This window comes from Dapis brunnea BLCC-M229 (assembly GCF_050015995.1).
Classification (GTDB): Bacteria; Cyanobacteriota; Cyanobacteriia; order Cyanobacteriales; family Microcoleaceae; genus Trichodesmium.
In genome coordinates, this window is record NZ_JBNHEP010000231.1 from 29,883 (window position 1) to 55,814 (window position 25,932).

Below are 25,932 nucleotides of genomic sequence, written 5' to 3' on the forward strand. Positions count from 1 at the left end.
TATATGTTTCCTCAATTATCAGGAACAGAAAAATTACTTGACCAGTTATATAGTCATAGTCTCAGTGAGAATATCTCCCTGAAAAATTTTTACCTGTGGGTGAGAGTCAAATATTAATGAGAATATCTCCCTGAAAAATTTTTACCTGTGAATGGAGTCAAATATTGGTGAGAAACATTTTGAAAGGTATTTTCTTTCTTATCTATATGTTTCCTCAATTATCAGGAACAGAAAAATTACTTGACCAGTTATATAGTCTCACTGAGAATATCTCCCTGAAAAATTTTCACTTGTGGATGGAGTCAAATATTGGTGAGAAAAATTTTGAAGAGTACTTTTCTTGTTGTCTGTTGTTTCCTCAATTATCAGGAATAGAAAAATTAGTTGACCAGTTATATAATCTCAGTGAGAATATCTCCCTGAAAAATTTTCAAGGGTATCTTTAACTTTTGGTATTGCTGAACCAAGGGATGAATCTTTGCAGAAAAAGTAAATTTCATCTGTTACTTCCTCTTTCTCTAAAACTTCTTTCTCTAAAACTATAATTCATCCCACAAATATGCAAAGCCTAACTTTTTGTATATTCGTTCGTCCTTATTCCTTCAAAAAAAAATAGTTCACCACAACGCCGTCTTACCTCAGCTTTTGACCTGGATAATACCAGGTGGGTATCTTGGCCCAAGTTTAAAGTTTCTGGGTACAGGCCCAGTTTACTGCCACTCGAACATCTAGATTCCCAATGTTTTTTGATTTGTAGGTCAAAAAAACATTATTGGCAGTCACCAACGTCGCAGTAGAACCTGCTAACTATTATAGCGGTTATTTTTTTTCTGTCACCCCCCTTGAGTAAGTCAAAATTCAAAATTTAAAAGTCAAAAGTTATAAATTCCTTGAAGCTATAGCGGTAGACGCAAGTCAGAAGTAATACCTGCCTGAGTTTGAGAATTTATAAATGTTTGTGCCCTATTTACATAGTGCTGTATTTTCTATTTAGGGCGTCTCTTCTCACTCCTTCTATATGTTCATCATTCTCAAATAATCTGAAGCTCCAAATTTTAATTATACCAGATATTTTCGATTTGATTAGCGATCGCCTCACCCTGCCAACGCATAGTTTCAAAATTTTCCTCATCTAGCAAAACAGTCACATGACCTAACTTCCGTCCAGGGCGAGATTCTGTTTTTCCATACCACCAAACTGAAGCATTAGGAATATTTGCCAACTGTTGCCGTTTTGTCAAGTAGTGATTTTCCCCAAATTCATAACCTAACAAATTTACCATCACCGCTCCTCTAGTTTTGAGAGTGGTACTACCCAGAGGTAAACCACAAACTGCCCGTAAATGTTGTTCAAATTGGGAAGTCTCACAACCATCCAAAGTGTAATGACCAGAATTATGAGTTCTCGGAGCAATTTCATTAATCAAAACTTTCTGATCTTTAGTAATAAACATTTCAATCCCAAATACTCCTACTACTTCTAAACTATTGAGAAGACTCTGAGCGATCGCTTGAATTTTTTCTACTAATTCTAAATTTTCATCAGGCACAAAAACCCGCCGACAAACCTGATTTTCCTGTTGAGTTTCTACCACGGAATAAACCTTAACTTCGCCAGTCACTCCACGAGCGGCAATAACTGCAATTTCTCGGTCAAAAGGGATAAATTCTTGTATGAAAATTTCCGAATTTCCTTTAGATTTTAAACTCTCAATATCTTTGATAATAAAAGTACCTTGCCCGTCATAACCATGACGACGAGCTTTTAATACCAGGGGTAAAGATAAAGACTCAATTTCTTTTCCCCACTCCCAAAAGTTAGGAACAGGTAAACCTAAATCTCGTAAATAACATAACTGTTCATATTTATCTAATAATGGCTTCAACACAGATAAACTCGGACGAAAAATTACATTATTTTCAGGCAGATGTGACAACTCATCTATATTAATAAACTCATTCTCAAAAGTAATCACATCACAACTATTTGCTAACTTCGTAGTTGCCTGAGCATCATCAATTTCTGCAAAAATAATATCCTTTGCTATAGATACTGCCGGGTCATCCTTATGGGGAGTTTGAATAATTAAATCTACTCCTAGTTTTTTAGCTGCATCCGCCATCATCCATGCTAACTGACCTCCACCAATAACACCGACTTTTTCAATTTTACTGGGTTGGTTTTGACTAATTTCAGTATTTTTCATTTTAGAGAAAATAAAATTCCACATTTCAAGCTTGTTGCTTAAGCTAGAGTTACTGTTTCGCTACGCGACATATTTGTGGAGCATTTCGGAGGAAAAAACGCAGTTCCCATCCAGGAAGCTAACTGATAAATGATAACTATGCAATTTTCTCCCAAAGCTTCAATAATTTTTTTGTATTTCTGCTAATTAAAATTATATAAAACAATAATTTTTTTAAGAATAGTTAGAGCGAAAGTATTAATCATCTTTTTTTCTACCAAGCCATTTTGTTCCCATTTCAGTCATAGCTGAAAATACTAAATAAAGAATCAAAACACTTACACCAATGATAAATGGTACTAAATCATCCGGCATTTATTAACCCCTAGCCAATTTTATTTCCAGATGATAACATAAACAGCGTTTCACTACGCGACATATTTACCGAGTATTCCAAAGAAATATTCCGAGCGTTGCGTCAGCAGTATCCCGATCTACTATTCAGCTAATAGCTATGAACATTATCAAATTTATACTCATTTTTATTCTGCCTCTAATTACTATTATTTTAATTATCTGGAAATTTTATTTTGAACCTAAATTTACTTTATTTGATGATGATAAAAGAATTATCAATTTTCGCAATATGAATCTGGTTTTTCCCAGTACAATTATCCATCGTTATAAAAAAAACTATAAATTTCAGGAAAATTTATGCGACCTGAATATATCTTATAATTTCCAGGGTGAAACCAGGAAGATGTCAAAATTTTTGCAGCGTTTAAAAACTACTGGTTTTTTGTTAGTCAAAAATGATGTAATTGTCTATGAAAAATACTTTCAAGGTTATGCAAAAACCAATAAAATCACATCTTGGTCAGTAGCAAAAGCTTTCATATCTGCTTTGATAGGAATTGCTTTAGAAGATAATTATATTAATAGTATAGATGACCCGATTACTAAATATATGCCAGAATTGAAAGTATCTGGTTATAACAATGTACCAATTAAACACATTCTCCAGATGCAATCGGGTGTTAGATTTACTGAAAACTTTCGTCATCAAAATACAGATATTTATCAACTTTTATATAAATTATTTCTCTATATACAGCCTATGGAAAAGGCAGTTTTAAATTATCCTTCTCAATACCCATCAGGAAATTATTTTGAATACATGGGCTTAAATAGTCAGATATTAAGTTTATTATTAAAACGAACAACCGGGCAAAACATTGTGACTTATTTAGAGAAGAAAATATGGCAACCAATGGGAGCAGAATCAGATGCTTATTGGTTAACAGATAATTATGGAACAGAAGTAACTTTTTGTGGTATGAATTGTACTTTGAGAGATTATGGAAAATTTGGTTTAGTTTATCTACACAATGGATATTTTAACGGACAACAAATTATCCCTAAAAGTTGGGTAAAAGAGTCAACAATACCCAATACTCCCTACTTAAAACCAGGAGCAACAGATGAGAGATATTTTAAGTGGGGTTATCAATATCATTGGTGGATTCCTGAAGGGTCAAATGGTGATTACTGTGCAACTGGAGCCTGGGGGCAATATCTTTATATTAATCCTGAAAAGAACTTAGTCGGAGTAAAAACAGGCTCTGGCAATAAGATTTATAGAAGTATTGATGATGTAGAAACAATTGCTTTATTTCGAGCGATCGCTGATGAGTTAGATTAATCAAATATAGGTTGATCTGAGAAACTCAACAAATTAATTCTGATTATTTATTCTCAATTTGTTTGGTGGGCATACAAATATAAACTCAATCTATTTGACGATCTATAAACAGTAGCTAAATAGTAGCTTTGTTTTGGGCGATCGCCGATTAGTTAGTAGGAAACCTAACATATTAGTTTGGATTCTTTTTGATAAATCTATAGGGTGGGCAAATATTAACTCGATCATCATGCTTAATCTGTAATCATCTTTAGTCCACTCTCACTTATAATCTCAAATTATGTTAATCTCAAATTATGTGGGTTTTAAGTTTTAGTTATAGGTTTTGGTTTTTAGTTTGAAAATTTTTAACTTTGTCATTAATCTATGACAAAAAAGGAGAAAAATTTTTTCTATCAATTCACGAAATTTCAATCTTTTTAGCTCTTTTGCTCAATTTTGTAATATTATAAGTAGTGATATAATCTGTAGCTATTTTATTACTTAACAAGATTTTGAAGCTGCAAATGCCTATGATTTAGTTGTTTGGGGAGCGATCGCCCTTAATTTACTTTTAGATGAGCGACTAATTTTCCTCTCTTCATTTTTCGGCTGGTTGATAGATTGACTGCTTTGTGGTAAGGAAAAGAATTTTCTATATTTTTAGCTGGGCTAGTGTTCATACTAAATCTAGCAACCTCAAAAATTTGTTTTTTGTGTTGAATCAAAAATCAAGAGTATGGGCGAACAAGTCATTATAAATAAATACTATCGCGATTTTAGAGAGAATGCAAGGCAAATCCTTAGCTGATTTTTTTGGAGCTTCACAGAATGAATATTTACCTCTACTGAGGGTTGACAACTGTTAACCGTAAACTGTAGAAAATTTGATAGAACAGTACAAAAGCAAAAACCAAGCTTCAAAACTTAACGGCTTGACAACCGGAACAAAACTCGCATCTAGTAGGATACCTGTAACAAGGTGACTGGGTACATCCACCAGTGTTAAATTTCCTGAAAATAGCGGATTAGAGTAGTAAAGCAGTCAAATCCATTAATTTCAAATTTTGTTAGATATAGGGTGAGTTGTGCCCGATTTTAAGCCTGTGGACAGAGTGCTGCCGACAGTTCTGGTTAAAGCAGGAAACGAACTCTCTATTCTTCGGAGTAGTTAAAGTAGAACCAATTTTCTACAGTTTCGTACAACTGCATTTTCGGCAAGAGTATAGCAAAAAAATTACTCCCCTACTTCCCTACTTCCCTACTTCCCTACTCCCCTACTCACCTACTTCCCTACTTCCCTACTCCCCTACTCCCCTACTCCTTAAAAAAGACTTTTTCAGCAAACCCTAATTAGGACTACAGACTATACGGAAACCAAAGTAGTTGTAACGGAAGACCCGCCCAAAGTAACTGACGCGAATAGCAGAACGGCAGAACTCAGGATTATCGTACCAAGAACCACCCCGTAGTGGAGAATTATCTATGTCTCTATTCTGCCAAGCACTACCATCATTAGGCGCACCCTCATAATTATCATGCCAAATATCGAGACACCACTCCCAGACATTGCCGTGCATATCATATAAACCAAAAGTATTGGGAGGAAAGCTTCCTACATTTGTTGTTTGTTCTCGATATTTACCTTTAGGAGTATCCCTATAACTATAGTTACCATTATAGTTAACTAATTCAGACGTTATAGTTTCTCCAAAATAAAATGGTGTGGTTGTTCCAGCTCGACAGGCATATTCCCATTGACTCTCACTTGGCAAACTGTAAATTCTTCTAGTTTTCTCGGATAGCTTTTGACAAAATTCTGTGGCGTTGTACCATGTCACATTTTCTACAGGACGATTTCTTCCTTTAAAATGAGAGGGATTTTTATCCATAATGACTTGATATTGTTCTTGAGTAATAGGATATTTGCTCATATAAAAAGGTTGGAGATTAACTTGATGTTGAGGACTTTCTGCCTTAAATCTTCGCACTTCATTTTCTGGGGAACCCATAATAAAACTTCCTCCAGGAATATAAACCATTTCTAATTTAATACCATTACCTAAATCTTCTATTTTTTCTCTGGCATTACCAGGAGTCCGACTGATTATTTTGCCAAAATTATCAACACTCACTACTTCAAAAGTAAATATTTCTCCTATTTCTGATTCTGGTATTAATTCGGGAAATTTATGTGGTGGAGAAGTTTCGTTAATAACAGGTGGCGCTGTTAACTTTCGAGATATTTGTGGTGGAGGGGTAAAGGTTTTTTCCCTTGGATAAGTTTGGTTAATAACCGACAATATTGCTCCTGTATTTTGAAACTTTTTCTGAAAATCAGGCAATAAGAGAATGCGGAAACCCAAGTTAATGATGCAGTTGTCAACATAGTTGTTAAAGCGGAAGGCACTCCGGCAATGGTTAGGATTATTGTTCCAACTACCACCACGGATAACTCTTTGATTACTACTTTCTCCTCTTTCCCAAACACTTCCGTCATGAGGAGCGCCATTATAATTATCGTGCCAAATATCTAGACACCACTCCCAGACATTGCCGTGCATATCGTATAAACCAAAAGCGTTGGGAGGGAAAATTCCTACATTTGTTGTTTCTTGTAGATAGTTACTTTTAGGAGCTTTACCATAAGTATAGTTGCCATTGTAGTTAGCTAACTCAGACGTTATAGTTTCTCCAAAATAAAAAGGAGTAGTTGTTCCTGCGCGACAAGCATATTCCCACTGACTCTCACTGGGCAGTCTATAAATTTTCCCAGTTTTTTCAGAGAGTCTTTGACAAAATTCTGTGGCGTTATGCCATGTCACATTTTCTACTGGGAAGTCTCCTCCTTTAAAGTTAGAAGGATTTTCTCCCATAATGGTTTGGTATTGGTTTTGAGTAATAGGGTATTTACTCATATAAAAAGGTTGAATATTAACTTGATGTGGCGGACTTTCTATATCGTATTTTGGTGGTTTATCTTCTGGGGAACCCATAATAAAACTTCCTCCAGGAATATAAACGATTTCTAATTTAATACCATTACCTAAATTTTCTATTTTTTGTCTGGCATTACCAGGAGTGCGACTAATTATTTTGCCAAATTTATCGACAGTTACTACCTCAAAAGTAAATATTTCTCCTATTTCTGATTCTGGTATTGATGTGAGAAATGTTTGTGGTGGAGAAGTTTCAATAATAACTGGTGTTGCTGTTGGTTTTGGAAATATTCGTGGTGGAGGGGTCGATTTTTTTTTCTGTTGGATAAGTCTGATTAATCAGCGACAAGATTTCTCCTGGATTTTGAAATCTTTTCCTAGTCGCCCCAATAATCATTTTATCCAACAAATTTTTTACTTCATCACTCACCCTCGACTTTAAATAATTTCGCCATATCCACTCACCTTCACTCACATCAAATAAGTTAAAAGGTTTAACTTCAGTTAATAAATGAATACAAGTTACACCCAAACTATAAATATCGCTAGAAAAGGTTGCTTTTCCCATTGCTTGTTCGGGAGGAGCATATCCTTCAGAGCCAATAATAGTTCCTGTCACAGCCAAAGCAGTCTTTGTAGCAAATTTCGCTATGCCAAAATCTACTAATATAATATTATTCTCTGGCGAGCTAGAAGCTCGCACTGGATATTGATTATCATTCTTTCTCCTAATAATATTCTCTGGTTTTATATCTCGATGAATCACCTGTTGAGAATGAATAAATTCCAACACGGGCAACAAACTTTTTAACAACTCCAAAATTTTCCTTTGATCAAAAGCTCCCGACCGAGCTAATTCCTGTTGTAAAGTTTGTCCGTCGATAAATTCTTGTACTAAATATTGTCGATTATCTTGAGTAAAGTATGCCAAAAGTTCTGGAATCTGTGGATGTCTACCTAAAGTATCTAAACGTTCAGCTTCTTGAGCAAATAATAGAGCAGCTTTTGATAAATTTTTGGTTCCTTGTGCTTGAGGTAAAAATTGTTTAATTACACAAAAAGGCTTTGAGGGTTTGAATTCATCTACAGCTAGAAAAGTTCGACCAAAACCACCCCGCCCAATAATTTTTAAGGCACGATAACGTTCGGCTAAGACTAATTTTTCATCACAACTTTGACAGAATTTCGTTTCTGGCGGATTAGATTCTAAACAATCAGGATTTAGGCATTGGGTCATTTCAGTTATCAGTTATTAAGTTATGAGTAGATCCTACTTAACTAGGAGGCTTGAAATACTGAATTTTATTATTTTCATCCCTCTCAAAAGGAAGGCATAAGACTTTATTTTTTGGTCTTGGTTTTTAATTATAACTATCGTGATTGTAAATATTTAGGTTCTGCTATAGCTCCGGGTATTTATTTCCCAAAATAATACTCTCAGATTGATAAATTTTAGCTATAAAAGTTGTTTATCTATTTCAAGCAAATTTTTCTATTGTTTCTAGATTTTTGACAAATTTTTCTGTCATTACTTCACTGAAAAAATTAGTACAATATAGAAAAAATTATGACATTTCCCTAAGTAGCTACTAATTTTTATCTGGTTCAACGATCAGTATTTTCATACTTCACTTTAGCAGTCTACATAGCTAATGTGTGGTAGAAATTTTTCGTCGTAAATTTTAAATCTTACTTCACAATTAAGTCAAAATTTTTATAACTTGATTTTTTCTCAAATATAAGTCAATCAAGAAAACAATTTATGAATTTGTTTTAGCTTGGTTTGATAATATTTTCTTTGTCAGAGAAGATGATTTTTACAAAAGTTTTTTATAGCTTTCGCTAGCAGCGAATATCATCTAATGGTGATTCAGGTTCAATAGTTATAGCAATTCCCACACTGGTGAGGTATAGAATTTTAGGTTTGAGGGAACAGGGAACAGGGAACAGGGAACAGGGAACACAAAAGAAGAAAAAAAACTGTACCTTATAACTTTGGGAATTGCTATAAATCTGGGCAAAATTCTAGTTCTATTTTTATTTCTGATTTTGGTTGGTTATCTTTACTTACTGGCTCCCAAGAATGATAATTGAATCCTCTATTGTCTCCTGGTAAAAAATCAACATAACTTTTGACTCTAAGTTTACCTTTTTGCCAACCACTATCACCAGGCTTTAAGAATTCGCATTCTATTTCTTCACTTACTGATTCCCATTTGCTACTATTTAATCCTATCTGTACTTTTTTATCGACAATAAACCTTCCATTTAGTCTGGCAAAAATCACGAACCAGCGATTCTGCTCCGCTTTTGAATAAACTGTGGCTTTTATTGACTTTAAACACAATTATTTAAATCTCCCAACTATATATATATGTATGTTGGTTGATTGAATAACAAAACATCATTGTCATTTTTAAGTAATTGAAAATTATCACTCATATTAACCAACTCATCTAAACAAACAACTATTGTTATATCAACTTAACTACCTATCCTTATTTTTAGTGAGACTTTCATACTTTATTTAAAATTTTACTTTCTATTCTTGATAACTAATACCAAATATGGTTATTATAAGTTAGTTATAAAGTAAACCATAATTATAGATATCTATAAATCAGCTTTTATAAATCCGATTGGTATAAAGTATTCTTACTTCTTCCTTCTCTCTTAGATAACTAATATCTTCTACCTTCTTCCTTGTTAAAAAAAACATGAAAATATTAATAGTAGGTAACGGCGGTAGAGAACACGCGATCGCCTGGAAATTATCCCACTCTTCCCAAGTTCAACAAATATTTTGCACCCCTGGTAACGGCGGTACAGCCACCCAGGCAAAATGTCAAAACATACCCATTCCAGTTACAGACTTTCCAGCCCTCAAACAACTCATCACCGACCAAAACATCTCTCTCGTAGTTGTTGGTCCAGAAGTTCCCCTAGCCCTCGGCATCACCGACTACCTACAACAACCCAAGCTGAAAATATTCGGTCCCACCAAAGCAGGTGCCATTCTCGAAGCTAGTAAATCTTGGGCAAAAGATTTCATGGTCGAAGCAAATATTCCTACCGCTAAATCAGCTACCTTTACCAACGCCGAAACTGCTAAAGAATACATTACAGAAACTCCTATAGTCATTAAAGCTGATGGTCTAGCTGCTGGAAAAGGAGTCACGGTCGCTACTACAATTGAAATGGCTCATAATGCTATAGATGCCATTTTCCAGGGAGAGTTTGACGATAAAAACCAATCTGTGGTAGTAGAAGAGTTCCTCACAGGTCAAGAAATATCAGTATTAGCCCTGACCGATGGACTAACCATTCGTCCCCTATTACCAGCCCAAGACCATAAACAAGTAGGCGAAGGAGACACAGGACTGAATACTGGAGGTATGGGCGCTTACGCCCCTACTCCTATTGTTACCCCGGAACTCATGGCCTGCATTCAACAAGAAGTCCTAGAACCAACTTTGACTAATTTACAAAAACGTGGTATTGATTATCGAGGTGTGGTTTATGCTGGATTAATGATTAGTCCTACAGGAGAGCCAAAAGTCTTAGAATTTAACTGTAGGTTCGGCGACCCAGAAACTCAACCTATTCTCTCTCTGTTGGAAACCCCATTGGAGGAATTATTATTAGCTTGTTGTGAACAACGTTTGGCTGAGTTGTCCCCTATTAATTGGAAAGCAGGAGTAGGGGTATGTGTAGTTTTAGCTTCTGGGGGTTATCCAGGAGCTTATGAGAAAGGTAAAATAATTTCTGGCATAGAAAAAGCTGAAGCGACTGGAGCAACTATATTTCATGCTGGAACAAAATTACAGGCACAAGATTTAATTACTGATGGTGGTCGTGTCTTGGGAGTAACAGCAGTGGGGGATAATTTTATTGAAGCCAAGGAAAAGGCTTATGCTGCTGTAGATTGTATTAAATTTGAAGGAATGTACTATCGCCGAGATATAGGTAGTCGGGTTTTTGGTAATTCAGAATTTATCTAAATGTTGGTAGAAGACCCGCGCTCTCCCGCAGGGGAGCGTCGTATGGGAATACCAACCCATGCTATGACAAACGCAACTAATATTAGTAACAGGTCGATAAAATTGAAAGCTAGGTACAAATACCGCATCTATCCAAACCATATCCAAATAACTAAATTAAATCAATTATTTGGTTGTTGTCGGTATGTTTGGAATCAAAGTTTAGCACATTGTAATCAGTTGTATATTAATGGCATTAAAAAGCCTTCATATACTGATTTAACTAAACAATTCATAACACAAGCTAAAAGAGAATTACTTTGGTTAAAAGAGGTGGCTTCTACTCCATTACAACAGTCTCTCAAAGACTTAGAGCAAGCTTACAGAAACTTCTTTAATAGTTGTACTGGTAAAAGGAAAGGGATTAAGGCTAAACCACCTAAATTCAAGTCAAGAAAGTCAAAGCAAGAGGAGCAGCCGTAAGACTCGCCGTGAAAAGCTAGCCAGCAGCAATGAGTCGTCTACCCGCCCTGAGCCAATTCAACTTCGCTTGTTTTGATGGATGGGAATCCCGCGTTGTCACGCAAGTCCAACGTCGGGAGGATGTCAATAATCCTCAGTAAAGTTATTTTTATATCTACTACTCAGGTAAACTTTCTAGTATTGGTACATTGTAATTTTTTCGGTAAAGGTATAGTCAGAGTATCAGTCAGTATTAATTATTAGTTGGTAGTTCTACCAACTTTCTACTCCTCGTTCTCCTCACAACTAACAAATAAATAAAATCAATATAACCTTTCAGGCATTCCTAACTACCCTAGTTAATATAAGATAGAGTCGAGAAGTAATTTTAACTTTTGACTTTTAACTTTTAATTTTTGACTTTTAAAATGCTTCCCCTCCTAAAAAAAATCGGAGAAATAATTGCTAACTGGTGGTCTGAGTTTACCCTCCAGACTAAACTCATGGCGGTTATCACCCTAATAGTATCTTTGCTAATGAGCAGTTTCAGCTTCTGGGCAGTAAATGCTATTCAAGAGGATGCTCGCCTCAATGACACTCGTTATGGTCGAGACCTGGGTCTATTATTAGCAGCTAATGTCGCCCCACTTGTAGCAGAAGGCGATCGTAACGAAGTGGCCCGCTTTTCTAGACTTTTCTACAACAGTACCTCCAGTGTACGTTATATGCTCTATGCTGATGAAGAAGGAAAAATTTTCTTAGGTCTTCCCTTCTCAGAATCTGAGGTAAAGACATCTCTCACCCTCCGTCGCCGAATTCAACTGCCAGAAGATTTTATGGCCAATATAGAAGCAAAAAATTTTTCTGCCTTACCTCTGGTGCGACAACATTTAACTCCTAATGGGGAATTAACCGATGTTTTTGTTCCTTTAATTAATGAGAGTAAATATTTAGGAGTTTTAGCTGTTGGAATTAATCCTAATCCCACTGTTGTTGTCTCTTCAAATCTGACTAGAGATGTGACTTTAGCAGTTTTTGTTTCTATCTGGGCAATGGTAATTTTAGGGGCAGTATTTAATGCTTTGATTATTACTAAACCAATAAAGAAATTATCAGAAGGTGTGAAAAATATTGCTCAGGGAAATTTTAAACAAAGGATAGATTTACCCTTTGGAGGAGAACTAGGGCAACTGATTTTGAGCTTTAATGAAATGGCAGAACAGTTAGAGAGTTATAAGAAGCAAAATATTGAAGAATTAACAGCAGAAAAAGCTAAATTAGAAACTTTAGTTTCCACAATTGCTGATGGTGCTTTGTTATTAGATGCTAATTTACAACTGATTTTAGTTAATCCTACTGCTCGTCGCATTTTTAGTTGGGAAGAAAAAAATGTCATTGGTGGAAAAGTAACAGATAATTTACCTCCAGCAGTACAGATGGAATTAAACAGACCACTTTATCAAATAGCTATAGGTGAAATAGAAGGGGGTGAATATCGTTGTACTTTAGATGAACCAAATCAACGTACAATTAGAATCTTATTAACAACTGTTCTCTTAAACAGAGCATCAGGTACAGAATCTCTTTGTCAAAGTTGTATTTATGATGCTTATGATAGTTGCAATATTGTTGAACGCCCTTTAGTTACTGAATGTACACTTTATGAAAATCAACTAGAAACAGATGTTCTTTCTCCATATCGAAATAGTCTCAAAGGAATTGCTATGACTGTGCAAGATATTACTCGGGAAGTAGAATTAAATGAAGCTAAAAGTCAGTTTATTAGTAATGTCTCCCATGAGTTAAGAACGCCTCTATTTAATATCAAATCTTTCATAGAAACTTTGTATGAATATGGAGAAGATTTAAGTGAAATAGAAAGACGAGAATTTCTGGAAACTGCTAATCACGAAACAGATCGTTTGACTCGTTTAGTTAATGATGTATTAGATTTAAGTCGTCTAGAATCTTGTCTGATTTATCATCTAAATGCTGTTGATATTTCTCAACCAATAGAACAAACTTTAAGAACTTATCAACTTAATGCTAAGGATCAAGAAATAGAATTAAATTATGAGATAGAACCTGACTTGCCTCCTGTGGTCGGTCATTACGATCTATTACTACAAGTATTTGCTAATTTAGTAGGTAATGCTATGAAGTTTACTGAAGCAGGAGGTCGAATAGTAATTCGAGCTTATCTATTAGAATCTGAGTTAGAAAATACTAATATAGAAGCTAAACAAATTGAACAAGGAGGATGGATAGTTTCTCCTCCCCCACCTCGACCAATAGAACAACATTTACAATCTGAAAATCATTCTAATCAGTTTGTCAGAATTGAAATTTCAGACACGGGAAGTGGTATTGAACCTGAAGACCAAGAAGCTATCTTTGAGAGATTTTTCCGGGTAGAAAATCGCGTTCATACTTTGGAAGGAACCGGTTTAGGTTTATCTATTGTTAGAAATATTATTGATAAGCATCATAGCAAGGTTAACTTAGTAAGTGAACTTGGTATAGGTACAACTTTCTGGTTTGATTTAGCAGTATTTGAAGAAAAGTCACTACCAGAAGAAAATCATTTATTAGAAGTAACTTAATTCAGTTATCAGTTATCAGTACCTCTGTAAGCATTCAGCAGTCAGCTATTGCCTTTAGTTTTAGATAAAAGCTTTATTAATTTATCTAGATTAATTGCTTGGAGATAACAGTTTTATTAATTAATACCAAACTTAGATATTACTGAACTCGTCTAAGTAGGGCTTGCTGATAGCTAATAGCTGAATGCTTATGATTGCTTGAGTTACAAAGACAGTAAAAAACTTATAATAATTAGAGTCAAAAACAACCACCAAATAGTATGTCTCTGAAACCAAAATTTGACAATTTTTAACCAACTATTATGATGATTATTATAAGTAGAATCCGGTACAAGAGGTTCAGATTGGTCATGGAAAAGAGTACAATCTTTAGCGTAGGGACGTTGGGGAAAATTGCAGCTATCATCTAAATGGTAGAGGCAATTATTACACAAATATTCATCTCCTTCGGCTTGATAAAGAGGAATTCCAGGATGACCAAAAGCTTTCAGAGGAAATTTACAATACGGACAGGCGATCGCCTGACTATCAACTGTTTGATGACAACGAGGACAATTTAACATTTTGATTATATTTAGATATATAAGTTCAATAACTTCTTTGATATACAGTTTAAGTGTGTAGCTTAATTTAAGTTAGTTGCCCCTATATACCTAAAAAGGGAAAGAAATATGAATAATACGGAAAATTTACTTCAACAACTTTTAATGATAGGCATTGGTACAACTTCCCTAGTGGCAGAAAAAATACAGGAAGTAACTAACCAATGGGTTAAAGATGGCACTATCAACTCAGACCAAGCTAAGACCTTTGTTGATGATATAATGCAGCAACTTAAGTCAGAACAAGGAAACTGGGAAACCCAAATGCAAAGACAAATGCGCAATGTAATGCAGGATATAGGGGTTCCTCGTCAATCGGAATTGGACGAACTGCGGGGTCGTTTAGACCGTTTGGAGCGTCAGATCCGAGATTTGGAAAATCGCAACTGGCGTTAGAATTTAGAATTTAGAATTTAGAATTTAGAATTTAGAATTCTGAATTTAGATTCGCAGCACGGACTAAATTTGACAGTCGTGAAATGGAATTCAGTCTGTCTATATTTGACTATACTTTTACTAACTGTAGCTCGAAAATATAGTAGCTATAATTTAAACTTCATCTGAGAATTTTTGACTTTTAAGTTTTGAATTTTGACTTAAATTAGGAGGATTAATTTTGCGAGGAATTATTATTAGTCTGGGAATAGTAATAGTCTGTGGTTTAGTCTTGATTATTGCTCAAATTACAGGTTCGGGAAAAGAGGCAGTTGCTTCTCAAAATACACCTGGTACTATAAATCCTACTGAAGTTCAGCAGCAACTGGTAGAAGGTACTACACTAAATCCAACAACTACAATAGCAGAAAATATTATGACTCAAGATAACGAAGAAACTATTACTACTGATTCTGGTCTTAAGTATGTAGTTATAAAAGAAGGAGATGGTGCTACTCCTAAAAGTGGTCAGACAGTCGTAGTTCATTATACTGGAACTTTAGAGGATGGTTCTAAGTTTGATAGTTCTCGCGATCGCAATCAACCTTTCCAATTTAAAGTTGGCGTGGGTCAAGTTATTAAAGGTTGGGATGAAGGGGTAGGTAGTATGAAAGTTGGTGAACGTCGTAAGTTGATTATTCCATCAGAATTAGGGTATGGTTCTCGTGGTGCTGGTGGGGTTATACCTCCTAATGCTACTCTAATTTTTGATGTGGAATTATTGAGAATTGCAAATTAGGAAGTAAGCATTAAGCTATTAGCTATAGCAGGGAACAGGGAACAGGGAATAGGGAATAGGGAATAGGGAATAGGGAATAGCTGGAAAAACATTTTCTAGTCTAAGATTCATTATTAGTCTATATCCTAACCAATTCTTTAATTAGCTATATCAGAAATTATAATTATTAACAGGGAATAGAGCATAAATCTCTATTCCCTTTCTATATTCTTCTTTAATTCAATTCCTAAAAATTATATGTCAAATCTCACAGTTAAAGACTTAGAAATATTGCAAGATACTCTTAATCAAGTAGGTTTATATTATTAATTAGAATTAGATGAAGGAAAAATATTAGTTATGAGTCCATCGGATATTATTTCTAGTGAAGTTGGGGTTCGCTTAATAGCTTCTCTTTATGTTTGGCTTAATCCACGTCGTCTCGGACGTTTGTTTGATTCTGGTGGTACTTTTATTCTTCCAGATACTAATTTAAAAGTTCCTGATGTTTCTTTTGTTCGTGCCCAATGTTTGAAAAAAAGTGTTCGTTATTTTGGGAAGTTAGTGCCAGATTTAGTAGTATAAATTAAATCTAAAAGTCACAGAATTAAACCTTTAAAAAAGAAACTTAAAGAAGTATTTCAAATTAGGAGTGGAAGTAGGAATATTGGTAAATACTGATGAATAAATACTTGTAGTTTATAGTCTTATTAATTAAATATTTTTTCTAGTTTTATCAAAATAATAAAGTAAGAATTTAACTTCTGACTTCTAACTTATGACTTTAATTTGATATGCCTAAATCTAATTTCTGTTACACTAAACTTTTTACACACCAATTTAACCGACTGGTTTCGATTAATTTGTTTCTACTGACTTTAACTATTGTATTGTGTTGGAGTTGGATATTACCTAGTTATACTCAGACACCTACACCTAATGTTCAAAGTCGGGAAGTTATCATTCAAGAAATTAAAGATTATGCCGAACGTCATGTTGAAAATGATAAGGCAATGGATAGTAGGTTGATGATTGATTTATATGAGAAAAATTCTGTTGGTTTAACTACTCCAGAAATTACTAAAATTTACGAGGAAGAATACACAAGACTCAAAGAGGCAAAAGATAGTAATCTCTGGGAAAAAATTAATAACAATTTATTGTCTGGGTTAGGATGGTTTGCTGCCGTAGTATTTTTTATTCTGTTAATTTTTAAGGAAGTTATACAGGGTTGGGTAACTCATCTATTGAATACCTTTGGGAAATGGCTATACAATCAAATTGCTGGTTTTGAATTGTTTTGGAATTACTCTTTAAAATGCTATAAAAAAGGTCTCATTAATAAACACGAACAACTAAAAATTCCTTTTCGTCCGAATCGTCCTTTAAGTTTGCAAGAAATTTATGTGGATTTGCAATTCTTGGAAAAAGCTAATAATGAACCAATTAATTTTTCTGAGATTAAAAAATATAATCGTTTGACTATTAAGGGGCAACCTGGAGCTAGAAAAACACTTTTATTAAAATATCTTGTTCTCTCTTGGGCGAGGGAAAAATTAAATAGTTCCTCTAATGAGTATGTGCCGATTTTATTAGAGTTATATCGCCTCAATGAAATAGAAACTTCTGCCCTCAACATGGAAGTCTTAAAACAGAAATTAGTAGAAGCTTTAGATAGGGATGATTTTCCTAAAGCTAATTCTTTTGTCGAGCAAAGTCTGGAAAAGGGAAAATTATTTCTGTTATTTGATGGATTAGATGAAGTAAAAAGTTTGATTCGTACTCAAGTTGTACAAGCTATTAATGATTTATTAGATAAGTACGATAATAAATGTCGAACAATTATTACTTGTCGGGCAGCAGTTTATCGGAATGATTTTGCTGAGTCTGTCGAGAAAACATTAGATATTAAATAATTTAGCGACAGACAAATGCGACTCTTTTTAGAAGCATGGAAATCTGAAATGCCACCCGATAAATCTATCGATCAACTCATACAAACTTTGAGAGATAGACCTCTAATTATGGAGTTAGCTAGAAATCCTTTAATGTTGACAATTGTTGCTCATCTTTATACTCAACCTGCTTTTGTTTTGCCTCAGTCTCGATCAGATTTTTATCAAGAATCTACTCATATTTTATTGAATCAATGGCAAAATAATTTTAATCAATATAAAGAGAGCGCTCATAAGCGGAGAGTGCTACAACATTTAGCTTTATTTGCTCAGGATAATGCTAGTCAACAACAAAAAAATGACTTGAGTTTAGATTATCAAATTGTCGTAGAACAAATTCGGAAAGTTTTACCGGATTTGAATCTTAATCCTGAAACAGATACTCAACTAATATTAAGAGAAATTGTCGAACGTAGTGGATTATTATTGGAAATTGAGAGGGGAGATAAATATCAGTTTGCTCATTTAACTTTGCAAGAATATTTTGCAGCAACAGCTTTGAGAGATAGAGAAAATGAGTTAATAGAAAAGTTTAAAAATGACCCGGAACGTTGGCGAGAAACGGTTAAACTTTGGTGTGGTTTTGCGGGGAATAGTACAAATTTAATAGAGGTTATTTATCGGGAAGATTCTCTGACAGCTTTTGAATGTTTAGCGGATGCTCAAGAAGTTTCTTCTGATTTAGCAGAGAGAATTATTGAAGAGTTTAAGGAAAAATTGGTAGAAGTAAATTATGATGAAAATTTAGCTAGAGCTTTCGGAGCAGTTGCTTCTGATGTTCGTGAAAGAGGTAGGGGAAAAGTTGTTTTTGAGTTTCTAGAAAATGCTTTGAATAATTCTGAATCTCTGGAAATTCGTCAGGCGTCTGTTAAGGCATTATCTAAAACAAATTTGCCACAAGCGGCGGATATTTTGTTTAGGTATTATGAGGATTTTGATTTGCTGGATGCTCGTCAAGCACTTATTAATATGGCAGATATTGCAGTTTCTTTATTGAAGGGTTTAGCGGAAAAAGGTTCGGAAATGGCAATGAGAGATTTAGTGAAAATTGGTACTCCTTATGCAACAGAAGTTTTAAATGGTTTACTTTATCATTCTGATGAAAATATTCAGAGGTTAGCTGCTTTAAATCTTGCGGAATTTAGTATTCCTAATAATTAGTTTTCTAGGATTGAAAAATATGGCAGGAGTTGATAATAAATTTAATTTAAGAGATTGGGAATGGATAGCCGTTCATTTTCCACTATCGGAAAGAGAATATATGGCAAAAGTAGCTTGGTTAATTTGTTGTAAGTGTACTCCTGAGGAAATTTCTGAACGTAAGATTGATCCAAGAATAGTAATTCCTTTGTGTACGATAGTATTGCTTGATGAAAAAGATTTTTTACAGTTAAAACAGTTTGAACAAGAAGCCAATTACTATAAGTTTGAACAAGAAGATGGTTATTATCACAAAATCTTTTTAAGATTCAAAGAGAAACGAGAAAGTATTAGTAGAATAAAACAAGGATTTATTAATCCAGTAATTGATTCCATTAATCCCAGCGAAAAATGGCAATCCTTATTTGAAACTTTGGATATAGATTTACAATTCTCCTTACTATATCATCTCATTAACTACCGTCTTCCCACTCGCGATGACTGGCGTAATATTTTTCTAGATGTAAAATATAAATTTTTACCAGAATTATGTTTTCCACTGGCACTAATTTTAATCATTTCATCTTCATTACTTTTTCTTCCTCTAGGATTAATTTTAGGATTAATTAATATGTTTTTCTTCTCGGCTTTGGAAAAAAATACTCTATTAAGTATCTTTGTCTTAAATTGGAGTCTGTTTTTATTTTATTTACTATTAGAATTTTCTTTTTCTTTGGAAATACCTCTATTAATTTTAGTAATTATGTCTTTTATTTTCTCAATTTCATGGATTTACGCGCAAAACATACAACGCAGAGCGGATAATCCCCTCAAGGATATTTTAAAATATGATAGTTCTATTAATACTTAACTATAAGTTAGGTAAAGAGTCTAGTAATATACAGTTAGCGTCAAACCTACGATTTATTATTTTTTAATATATGGAAAGAGCAATCGCTCTCTAATATTTCATCCTTAAAATATCAACAATTTAACTTGAAAGCTGATAACTGATAACTGATAAGGCGATCGCCTGACACACCTATTTTTTTGAAGCTTCAGAAAATGAAAATCTTTCTGGTATTGCTTCTGGGAAAATTCCTGAATATTTCATTGCCTCTTACGAGAAAAAATAGTTGAATAAAAAGTCATATATATAGGCGAACAACACCAGCTAAACTTTATAATATCAGAAAAGTTCTGAGGAAGCAACCGAAAATCCTTCGACGCGCGATTTTTTTCAGGAGCTTCAGACAATGACAATGTTGGTAGCTTTCCACTGGATGGTAAAGAGGGTTCGCGAAGTGGAACGGAGTTCTATCGCTCCGTAAAATTCATCTTTAAAAAAGTAATTTGAGTTGAAGGCGGATAACTGATAACTGATGGAAAATTTAATCAGGAAAAAGCAAGCATTTAGGAGTGCTTTACAAGATGAAAGTATTTCTGTTATTGCTCTAGGAAAAATTATTGAACCTTTGATTGTCAGAAGGACAAGGAAATTTGGTTGAATAAAAAGTCATGCGTATAGGCGAGTAACCCCAGCTAAAATTTATGATATCAGAAAAATTATGAGAATGCAACGGAAAATCCTTCGACGCGCCGAAATTTTAGGAGCTTCATAGAATGACAATGTTAGTGATTTTCCATTGAATCGAAAGGGCGATGCTTTCTCATCTTTCATCCTTTTAAATTGGTAATTTAAACAGAACACTGATAACTGAAAAGGCGATCGCCTGACGAGCCGATTTTTTCATGAGCTTTAGAAAATGAAAATCTTTCTGGTATTGCTTCTGGGAAAATTCCTGAATATTTCATTGCCTCTTACGAGAAAAAATAGTTGAATAAAAAGTCATATATATAGGCGAACAACACCAGCTAAACTTTATAATATCAGAAAAGTTCTGAGGAAGCAACCGAAAATCCTTCGAGGCGCGATTTTTTTTTGGAGCTTCAGAGAATGAAAATGTTGGTGATTTTTCACGAAGGAGGGATGGATGGAAATATTTCACGAGGGAAAACAACCATTTTCGGGTGCTTCACAAGATGAAAATTTTTCTGGCGTTGCTTCTAGGAAAATTCCTTTGACGCACCGATTTTTTCTCAGGTGCTTCAGAGAATGAAAATATTGGTGATTTTTCATGGAGGAGAGATGGATGGAAATATTTCACGAGGGAAAACAACCATTTCCTGGTGCTTCACAAGATGAAAATTTTTCTGGCATTGCTCATTGGAAAATTCCTTTGACGCGCCGAATTTTTTCAGGAGCTTCAGAGAATGAAAATGTTAGTAATTTTCCACTGAGGAGAAATGGGTAGAAAGATTTGATGAAGGAAAAACAACTATTTATGGATGCTTCACAAGATGAAAATATTTTTGGCATTGCTCTTGGGAAAATTCCTTTGACACGCCGAATTTTTCAGGAGCTTCAGAGAATGAAAATCTTCGTACTTTTCAGGAGAAATGGATGGAAAGATTTGACGAGGGAAAAACCGCCATTTATGAAGAGCTTCACAAGATGAAAATATTTCTGGTATTGCTCCTGGGAAAAATTTCTGAGACTGATAACTGGTAACTGAAGAGGCGATCGCTCTCTAATATTTCATCTTTTCAAGATTGGCAATTCAGGTCGAAAGCTGATAACTGATAACTGATATAGCGCTAGGCATTAAGGTTAGGACATTTATACATCCTGAAACCCTTTGACACTTTACTATTCCCTATTCCCTATTCCCTATTCCCTATTCCCTAGCGCGTAGCGCTATAACTGATTTATCTGTTCCCTGTTCCCTGTTCCCTGTTCCCTCCTCTTATTGCCAAATTTCTAAACTTAGTAAACTGAGGGTCAAACAATAACTTCACCGTACCAGTCGGACCATTCCTATGCTTAGTAATAATAACCTCAGCAATACCCTGATCCGGAGTATCTGGGGAATAATACTCATCTCGATAAAGCATAATAACTAGATCGGCATCCTGTTCAATAGAGTTATGAACGACAAGCTCATTCGCCACAAAATTATGTAAACCTGGTACAGTTAAATCAAAAACCTCCTCCTCCCCATCAGGCATTATTTCCACAATTTCATCCCATTCCACATCAATTTCAGTACACCCTTCCAACTGACGAGACTTAACAACAGACCCTAAATTTCCACCAGATTTTGGCCCAAAATCGGCTTGAGACAAAAACTGCCCACAATACAATATTGAACATTTAAGCATTTTTTCGTTCAAAATAGCAAGAGAATCCCCAATATTCAGACTATTCAACTGTTTCCAACCCCCCATAGAAAAGAAAGGATGATTAGCCGTCGCCCTAATCAATTTTCCCGAAGAAGTTTGCAGACGAAAGACAGGTTTAACCCCAGTAGAAAACACCCGACTAACCATCGCCGACTCAAATTTTCCAGTATTTTCATTCAAAGCAAAAACAGGAAAATTCGACTTACCAACCAGACGAGAAATAGGAATCTTTTTACCATCAACCAAATAGATTAAAGTTTCTCCAGTCAAACAACCAGACTCTCTTAAGTCAGACATCATTGGTCTTTTATTAGTTCGAGATTCGACACTTCTACTAAGTTGAGATAAAGCAATAATCGGCACCGAAAGTTCCCGCGCCAAACCTTTTAAATTTCTAGTAATTCTTGCCAACTCTAAGACTCGATTATCACTACTACTTCCCTCCATTAACTGTAAATAATCTAATAAAATTAATCCTAACGCCCCACCCTGTTCACTTTGAAGTTGTCTAGTTTTTGAACGAATTTCATTAACAGTAATATTAGGAGTATCATCAATAAAAATTGGCATCTCAGAAAGAGTACCAATAGCAGAAGTTAAAGGTTCCCATTCATTCTGACTAATACGCCCAGACCGCAATCTATTACTTTCAATTCTCGCTTCACTAGCTAATAGTCTTAAGACCAATTGTTCCTTAGACATTTCCAAACTAAAAATAGCAACTGGTAATTTGAGATTAGCTGCAATACTATGACCAATATTTACAGCAAAGCTAGTATTATGAAGGCAAATATCATTACCTACAAAATTATGAGTTTCTGGCACAGTCAGATCGTATACTTGCTTTTCTCCTACTGGTTCTATAGAAACAATTTCATCCCAGAAAATATCGCTACTTTCTAATTGTTCATTCCATAAATTATCTGGTTTGGCTAAATTTAATCTGTCGGAGTGGAAATCCAGATTTTCTGATGGAAGATTTCCCATATTTGCCAGAATATTTCTCCCAGAGATAGTATCAGCAGTAGTTAAATTCTCAGAATTTTTAGTAGAGGGTGTTTTTCTACTTCTACTCTTAACCGACTGATTTTTAGATTTGGCGAATTTTTCCATCATACAGAGCAATTTATTCCAGAAAATTTCCGTCTTTTCTAATTCCTCACTCCAGAAATTCTCTTGTCTGACTAAATTGAATCTCTCGGAGTCAAAATCCAGATTTTCTGATGGAAGATTTCCCATATCTGCCAAAATATTTTCTCCACAGATAGCATCAGCAGTAGTTAAATTCTCAGAATTTTTAGTAGAGGGTGTTTTTCCACTTCTACTATTTACCGAACGACTTTTAGATTCGGCAAAGTTTTCCATCATACAGAGCAATTCATCCCAGAAAATTCCTGTATTTTCTAAATGCTCATCCCATAAATTATTTTCTGTGATTAAATTTAACCAGCTAGAGTCAAAATCGAAATTTTTAGAATCAAAGCCACCAATATCTGCAATAAAATTTTTCTGAGATAAAGCATCAGTAATTGTCAAATGCCATAAATCTCTATTACAAAAACAACTTCTGAATTCTGAATTCAGAATTCTGAATTCTTTAACAAACTTTCTTTTTCCACTTCTCTTCTCTTCAATTTTTTCAATAGCAGCAACAATTCCAAATCTCAGCAAAATATGTTGTATTTGCCTAACCAATTTTCCACTAACCGCAGAATAACCAAAACATACTCCCCCACTCTCAGATATTTTTACCCATCCATCCCAAGAAAATAGATATCTAATAAATAAAACTAATTGCGACCTTTCTAACTTAAAGACAAGAGGAAAAAGACAGAAATTATCAGAATCAATCAGGCAAGAAAACTTACTTTCTGGAATAGTTTCATTACCAAAAATATCTAACCGACGCGGTACAGCTATTTTTTCTCCTACCTGCAATTTTGCTAAAGGTTTCCAACCATCAACCGTTAAAAAAGGATGACTAATTGTTGTCTCTACAAATCTTCCTAATTTTGTCGTTACTCTAAATACAGGTTTAATTCCATCATCAACAAAAGCACTCGGTTTACTCAGATGAAACTTCCTATTTTCTCCCAAAGTTAATAATTCTATTTCCTGCCTTTGATAAACCTCTACCAAAGTAACTAAACTTCCATCTTTTTGCAAAACTAAAGTATCATAAGTAGCGCATTTTCCCATAGAAGGTCTACCCGCCACAATGATTAGATCGGAACGTTGAAAACCTCCAGTCATTGCATCTAAATCGTAAAAACCACAAGCAAGACCAGGTAAAGCAACCCCCTCATTTCTATCCTCAATCTCCTGAAAAGTATCAATTAAAGTCTCAGAAATAGGAACTAAATCTTGTTGTGGTTTATCTTGAGTCAGAGCAAAAACTTTTTGTTCTGCTTGGTCAAGAATAGTTTCTAATTTAGTCGCTGTTTGAAAGCCTAAATCAAAAATTTCATTTCCAGCTTGAATTAATTTTCGTCGGATATATTTATCAACAACTAAAGCTGCATATTGGTCGATGTTAACTGCAGAAACAGTTCGTTCTAACAGTTGAACTATTTTCACTTGCCCACCAATTTTTTCTAATTGATTATGATCGGAAAGCCAACTGGTAACAGTCATTAAATCTGTAGGTTTGCCCTGACTATAAAGTTGCCACATTGCTTTATAAATAATTTGATGAGCTTGAATGGCAAAAAACTCTGGGCGTAACAATTCTGTTACTCGATTAATAGCTTCCGGGTCGAGAAGAATACCACCTAAAATAGCTTCTTCTGCCTCAATATTTTGGGGAGCTAGGCGATCGCTTTGCATCTATCTATAGATTTACCTAAAAATTATTTTCAATGCTGATAAAGTCAGAGTTACAGCAGCAACTTTTCTAGAGGTACACAATTCTGGAGAAGTAGGCAACAGGTAAGAGGTAACAGGCAGTATAGATTATTAGGAAAAGGTAATAAAAGTAAAAGTTTTCACTCAACAACTAATATTTTTAATATCGAGTCAATCAGATATCAGTCATTCGTGTTTCTAGTTCAACCAATAACTGATAACTGATAACTGTTAACTGTTAATTGTTAACTACCCACCACTTGAATTTCAACTTCAGCAGTTACCTCTGGATGAAGTTTAATTTCAGCTTTGTAGAAACCAACCTTGCTAATCTCTGGCAAAGTAACACCACGTCTATCAATTTCTTGACCAGTATTTTCCTTAATTACTTCGACCAATTCTCTATCAGTAACCGTACCAAATATCGCATCATTTTCACCCACTTGTTTAGCAATTTTGAAGCGACCGACTGTTTGCAAAGCAGTTTTTTGAGCTGCTGCTGCTTGCTTCAATTCTATTTGTTTTTGTCGCTCTTGTTCTTTACGACGTTCTACTTGTTTAAGAACACCTGGAGTAGTGCGAAAAGCAATTTTCTTAGGAATCAAATAGTTACGGGCATAACCAGGAGCTACTTCCACAACATCCCCCGATTTTCCCAACTTGTTAACATCTTGATTCAAGACTACCTGTAATTTTTTGGCCATGACTGTAATTGTAAAATTTTCACTGCAAACCTTCATTATATCCTAATTCCAATAATAATATAGGAACTAACTAGAGATTAATTGAAGGTATAGTATTTCCAAACAAGATATAAACTAGGATTAATGACAAAAAGGAAGACTGGATATGGGAGTAGGTAACTGTATGAAATCTCTCCGGGTATTTTTTCGGGCTATGAGAAATGGTCATTCTATTTCATATCTCATGTGAAAATGCTGTATAGTCATAACTAGGATGAACTATAGAGTAGGTAGTTAAAGTTAAAGCTTAAGTTTAAGTTATGTTCCCTGAACTGTAAACCTTACCACTATTCATCAACCCAAAAATTATCATCAAATTAAATATTCAATAAATATAGCATTTCTCAAATTGGTGAGATACACAAATTTTCGATTTTAGGCAACAGCGAATAGGGAATAAG

Annotated in this window: 21 protein-coding genes and 1 other RNA gene; 14 read left to right on the forward strand and 8 right to left on the reverse strand. The window is 34.6% G+C overall.

Going from position 1 to position 25,932, the window contains the following annotated elements:
• Window positions 1–179: 179 nt before the first annotated feature.
• Entirely contained in the window at window positions 180–446 is a 267-nt protein-coding gene (locus tag ACP6PM_RS26885) for a hypothetical protein (RefSeq protein ID WP_426589964.1), read from the forward strand.
• A 167-nt stretch (window positions 447–613) separates the two neighbouring features.
• Here ACP6PM_RS26885 and ssrS read toward each other — a convergent pair.
• Window positions 614–800: non-coding RNA, 6S RNA (ssrS, locus tag ACP6PM_RS26890), on the reverse strand.
• A gap of 255 nt (window positions 801–1,055) precedes the next feature.
• Window positions 1,056–2,207, reverse strand: a complete 1,152-nt coding sequence (locus ACP6PM_RS26895; protein ID WP_426589965.1) for a 5-(carboxyamino)imidazole ribonucleotide synthase — start codon at window positions 2,205–2,207, stop codon at window positions 1,056–1,058.
• Between the two features lie 493 nt (window positions 2,208–2,700).
• Between ACP6PM_RS26895 and ACP6PM_RS26900 the strand changes: the two genes are divergently transcribed.
• A complete protein-coding gene (locus ACP6PM_RS26900) occupies window positions 2,701–3,888 on the forward strand; it encodes a serine hydrolase domain-containing protein (RefSeq protein ID WP_426589966.1) in 1,188 nt (395 codons plus the stop codon).
• A gap of 1,328 nt (window positions 3,889–5,216) precedes the next feature.
• On the opposite strand, the gene ACP6PM_RS26905 is transcribed toward ACP6PM_RS26900, so the two are convergent.
• The 3 genes from ACP6PM_RS26905 to ACP6PM_RS26915 all read right to left on the reverse strand — a co-directional run bounded on the left by ACP6PM_RS26905 (window position 5,217) and on the right by ACP6PM_RS26915 (window position 9,153).
• Complete coding sequence (locus ACP6PM_RS26905; RefSeq protein ID WP_426589967.1) at window positions 5,217–6,863, reverse strand: formylglycine-generating enzyme family protein; 1,647 nt, start codon at window positions 6,861–6,863, stop codon at window positions 5,217–5,219.
• A gap of 196 nt (window positions 6,864–7,059) precedes the next feature.
• Window positions 7,060–8,043 (reverse strand): protein kinase domain-containing protein, encoded by a 984-nt coding sequence (locus ACP6PM_RS26910; RefSeq protein WP_426589968.1) that lies wholly within the window; start codon window positions 8,041–8,043, stop codon window positions 7,060–7,062.
• 768 nt (window positions 8,044–8,811) lie between these two features.
• Window positions 8,812–9,153 carry a KGK domain-containing protein gene (locus tag ACP6PM_RS26915; protein WP_426589969.1) on the reverse strand — a complete coding sequence of 114 codons (342 nt, stop codon included), beginning with the start codon at window positions 9,151–9,153 and terminating at the stop codon, window positions 8,812–8,814.
• A gap of 370 nt (window positions 9,154–9,523) precedes the next feature.
• On the opposite strand from ACP6PM_RS26915, the gene purD reads away from it, so the two are divergent.
• From purD to ACP6PM_RS26930, 3 genes are all read left to right on the forward strand, one after another.
• Window positions 9,524–10,807: a phosphoribosylamine--glycine ligase gene (purD, locus tag ACP6PM_RS26920; protein ID WP_426589970.1), complete on the forward strand. Its 1,284-nt coding sequence runs from the start codon at window positions 9,524–9,526 to the stop codon at window positions 10,805–10,807.
• The gene (locus ACP6PM_RS26925) at window positions 10,808–11,269 is read left to right on the forward strand and encodes an RNA-guided endonuclease InsQ/TnpB family protein (protein ID WP_426589971.1); all 462 of its coding nucleotides are present in this window, start codon (window positions 10,808–10,810) and stop codon (window positions 11,267–11,269) included. It begins immediately after the preceding gene.
• A gap of 407 nt (window positions 11,270–11,676) precedes the next feature.
• Window positions 11,677–13,851 carry an ATP-binding protein gene (locus ACP6PM_RS26930; RefSeq protein ID WP_426589972.1) on the forward strand — a complete coding sequence of 725 codons (2,175 nt, stop codon included), beginning with the start codon at window positions 11,677–11,679 and terminating at the stop codon, window positions 13,849–13,851.
• 203 nt (window positions 13,852–14,054) lie between these two features.
• Here ACP6PM_RS26930 and ACP6PM_RS26935 read toward each other — a convergent pair whose 3' ends face one another.
• On the reverse strand, window positions 14,055–14,414 hold the full coding sequence (locus ACP6PM_RS26935; protein WP_426589973.1) for a zinc ribbon domain-containing protein: 360 nt from the start codon (window positions 14,412–14,414) through the stop codon (window positions 14,055–14,057).
• A 108-nt stretch (window positions 14,415–14,522) separates the two neighbouring features.
• Here ACP6PM_RS26935 and ACP6PM_RS26940 point away from each other — a divergent pair, with 108 nt between their 5' ends.
• The 9 genes from ACP6PM_RS26940 (at window position 14,523) to ACP6PM_RS26980 (ending at window position 21,220) form a co-directional block, all read left to right on the forward strand.
• A complete protein-coding gene (locus ACP6PM_RS26940; protein ID WP_426589974.1) occupies window positions 14,523–14,849 on the forward strand; it encodes a phasin family protein in 327 nt (108 codons plus the stop codon).
• A gap of 220 nt (window positions 14,850–15,069) precedes the next feature.
• Window positions 15,070–15,627, forward strand: coding sequence for an FKBP-type peptidyl-prolyl cis-trans isomerase (locus ACP6PM_RS26945; protein WP_426589975.1), 558 nt, complete (start codon window positions 15,070–15,072; stop codon window positions 15,625–15,627).
• A gap of 339 nt (window positions 15,628–15,966) precedes the next feature.
• Window positions 15,967–16,191 (forward strand): Uma2 family endonuclease, encoded by a 225-nt coding sequence (locus tag ACP6PM_RS26950; protein ID WP_426589976.1) that lies wholly within the window; start codon window positions 15,967–15,969, stop codon window positions 16,189–16,191.
• A gap of 209 nt (window positions 16,192–16,400) precedes the next feature.
• The gene (locus ACP6PM_RS26955) at window positions 16,401–17,522 is read left to right on the forward strand and encodes an NACHT domain-containing protein (RefSeq protein ID WP_426589977.1); all 1,122 of its coding nucleotides are present in this window, start codon (window positions 16,401–16,403) and stop codon (window positions 17,520–17,522) included.
• 15 nt (window positions 17,523–17,537) lie between these two features.
• On the forward strand, window positions 17,538–18,722 hold the full coding sequence (locus tag ACP6PM_RS26960; RefSeq protein ID WP_426589978.1) for a hypothetical protein: 1,185 nt from the start codon (window positions 17,538–17,540) through the stop codon (window positions 18,720–18,722).
• Window positions 18,723–18,732: 10 nt separating this feature from the next.
• Entirely contained in the window at window positions 18,733–19,572 is an 840-nt protein-coding gene (locus tag ACP6PM_RS26965; protein ID WP_426589979.1) for a hypothetical protein, read from the forward strand.
• A 511-nt stretch (window positions 19,573–20,083) separates the two neighbouring features.
• Window positions 20,084–20,209 (forward strand): hypothetical protein, encoded by a 126-nt coding sequence (locus ACP6PM_RS26970; protein WP_426589980.1) that lies wholly within the window; start codon window positions 20,084–20,086, stop codon window positions 20,207–20,209.
• 645 nt (window positions 20,210–20,854) lie between these two features.
• A complete protein-coding gene (locus ACP6PM_RS26975) occupies window positions 20,855–21,016 on the forward strand; it encodes a hypothetical protein (RefSeq protein WP_426589981.1) in 162 nt (53 codons plus the stop codon).
• A 6-nt stretch (window positions 21,017–21,022) separates the two neighbouring features.
• Window positions 21,023–21,220: a hypothetical protein gene (locus ACP6PM_RS26980; protein WP_426589982.1), complete on the forward strand. Its 198-nt coding sequence runs from the start codon at window positions 21,023–21,025 to the stop codon at window positions 21,218–21,220.
• Window positions 21,221–21,470: 250 nt separating this feature from the next.
• Here the strand turns inward: ACP6PM_RS26980 and dnaB are convergent, their stop codons facing one another.
• Both dnaB and rplI read right to left on the reverse strand, forming a co-directional pair.
• Window positions 21,471–24,770, reverse strand: coding sequence for a replicative DNA helicase (dnaB, locus tag ACP6PM_RS26985; protein WP_426589983.1), 3,300 nt, complete (start codon window positions 24,768–24,770; stop codon window positions 21,471–21,473).
• A 263-nt stretch (window positions 24,771–25,033) separates the two neighbouring features.
• On the reverse strand, window positions 25,034–25,492 hold the full coding sequence (gene rplI, locus ACP6PM_RS26990) for a 50S ribosomal protein L9 (RefSeq protein ID WP_426589984.1): 459 nt from the start codon (window positions 25,490–25,492) through the stop codon (window positions 25,034–25,036).
• Between the last annotated feature and the right edge of the window lie 440 nt (window positions 25,493–25,932).

What these genes read in the sequence shown, in the direction of transcription:
- ACP6PM_RS26895 (WP_426589965.1), bottom strand. Translation starts at nt 2,207, where the DNA reads ATGAAAAATACTGAAATTAGTCAAAACCAACCCAGTAAAATTGAAAAA.
- ACP6PM_RS26900 (WP_426589966.1), top strand. Translation starts at nt 2,701, where the DNA reads ATGAACATTATCAAATTTATACTCATTTTTATTCTGCCTCTAATTACT.
- ACP6PM_RS26905 (WP_426589967.1), bottom strand. Translation starts at nt 6,863, where the DNA reads ATGGGTTCCCCAGAAGATAAACCACCAAAATACGATATAGAAAGTCCG.
- ACP6PM_RS26910 (WP_426589968.1), bottom strand. Translation starts at nt 8,043, where the DNA reads ATGACCCAATGCCTAAATCCTGATTGTTTAGAATCTAATCCGCCAGAA.
- purD (WP_426589970.1), top strand. Translation starts at nt 9,524, where the DNA reads ATGAAAATATTAATAGTAGGTAACGGCGGTAGAGAACACGCGATCGCC.
- ACP6PM_RS26925 (WP_426589971.1), top strand. Translation starts at nt 10,808, where the DNA reads ATGTTGGTAGAAGACCCGCGCTCTCCCGCAGGGGAGCGTCGTATGGGA.
- ACP6PM_RS26930 (WP_426589972.1), top strand. Translation starts at nt 11,677, where the DNA reads ATGCTTCCCCTCCTAAAAAAAATCGGAGAAATAATTGCTAACTGGTGG.
- ACP6PM_RS26935 (WP_426589973.1), bottom strand. Translation starts at nt 14,414, where the DNA reads ATGTTAAATTGTCCTCGTTGTCATCAAACAGTTGATAGTCAGGCGATC.
- ACP6PM_RS26940 (WP_426589974.1), top strand. Translation starts at nt 14,523, where the DNA reads ATGAATAATACGGAAAATTTACTTCAACAACTTTTAATGATAGGCATT.
- ACP6PM_RS26950 (WP_426589976.1), top strand. Translation starts at nt 15,967, where the DNA reads ATGAGTCCATCGGATATTATTTCTAGTGAAGTTGGGGTTCGCTTAATA.
- ACP6PM_RS26955 (WP_426589977.1), top strand. Translation starts at nt 16,401, where the DNA reads ATGCCTAAATCTAATTTCTGTTACACTAAACTTTTTACACACCAATTT.
- ACP6PM_RS26960 (WP_426589978.1), top strand. Translation starts at nt 17,538, where the DNA reads ATGCGACTCTTTTTAGAAGCATGGAAATCTGAAATGCCACCCGATAAA.
- ACP6PM_RS26970 (WP_426589980.1), top strand. Translation starts at nt 20,084, where the DNA reads ATGGAAAATTTAATCAGGAAAAAGCAAGCATTTAGGAGTGCTTTACAA.
- ACP6PM_RS26975 (WP_426589981.1), top strand. Translation starts at nt 20,855, where the DNA reads ATGGAAATATTTCACGAGGGAAAACAACCATTTCCTGGTGCTTCACAA.
- dnaB (WP_426589983.1), bottom strand. Translation starts at nt 24,770, where the DNA reads ATGCAAAGCGATCGCCTAGCTCCCCAAAATATTGAGGCAGAAGAAGCT.
- rplI (WP_426589984.1), bottom strand. Translation starts at nt 25,492, where the DNA reads ATGGCCAAAAAATTACAGGTAGTCTTGAATCAAGATGTTAACAAGTTG.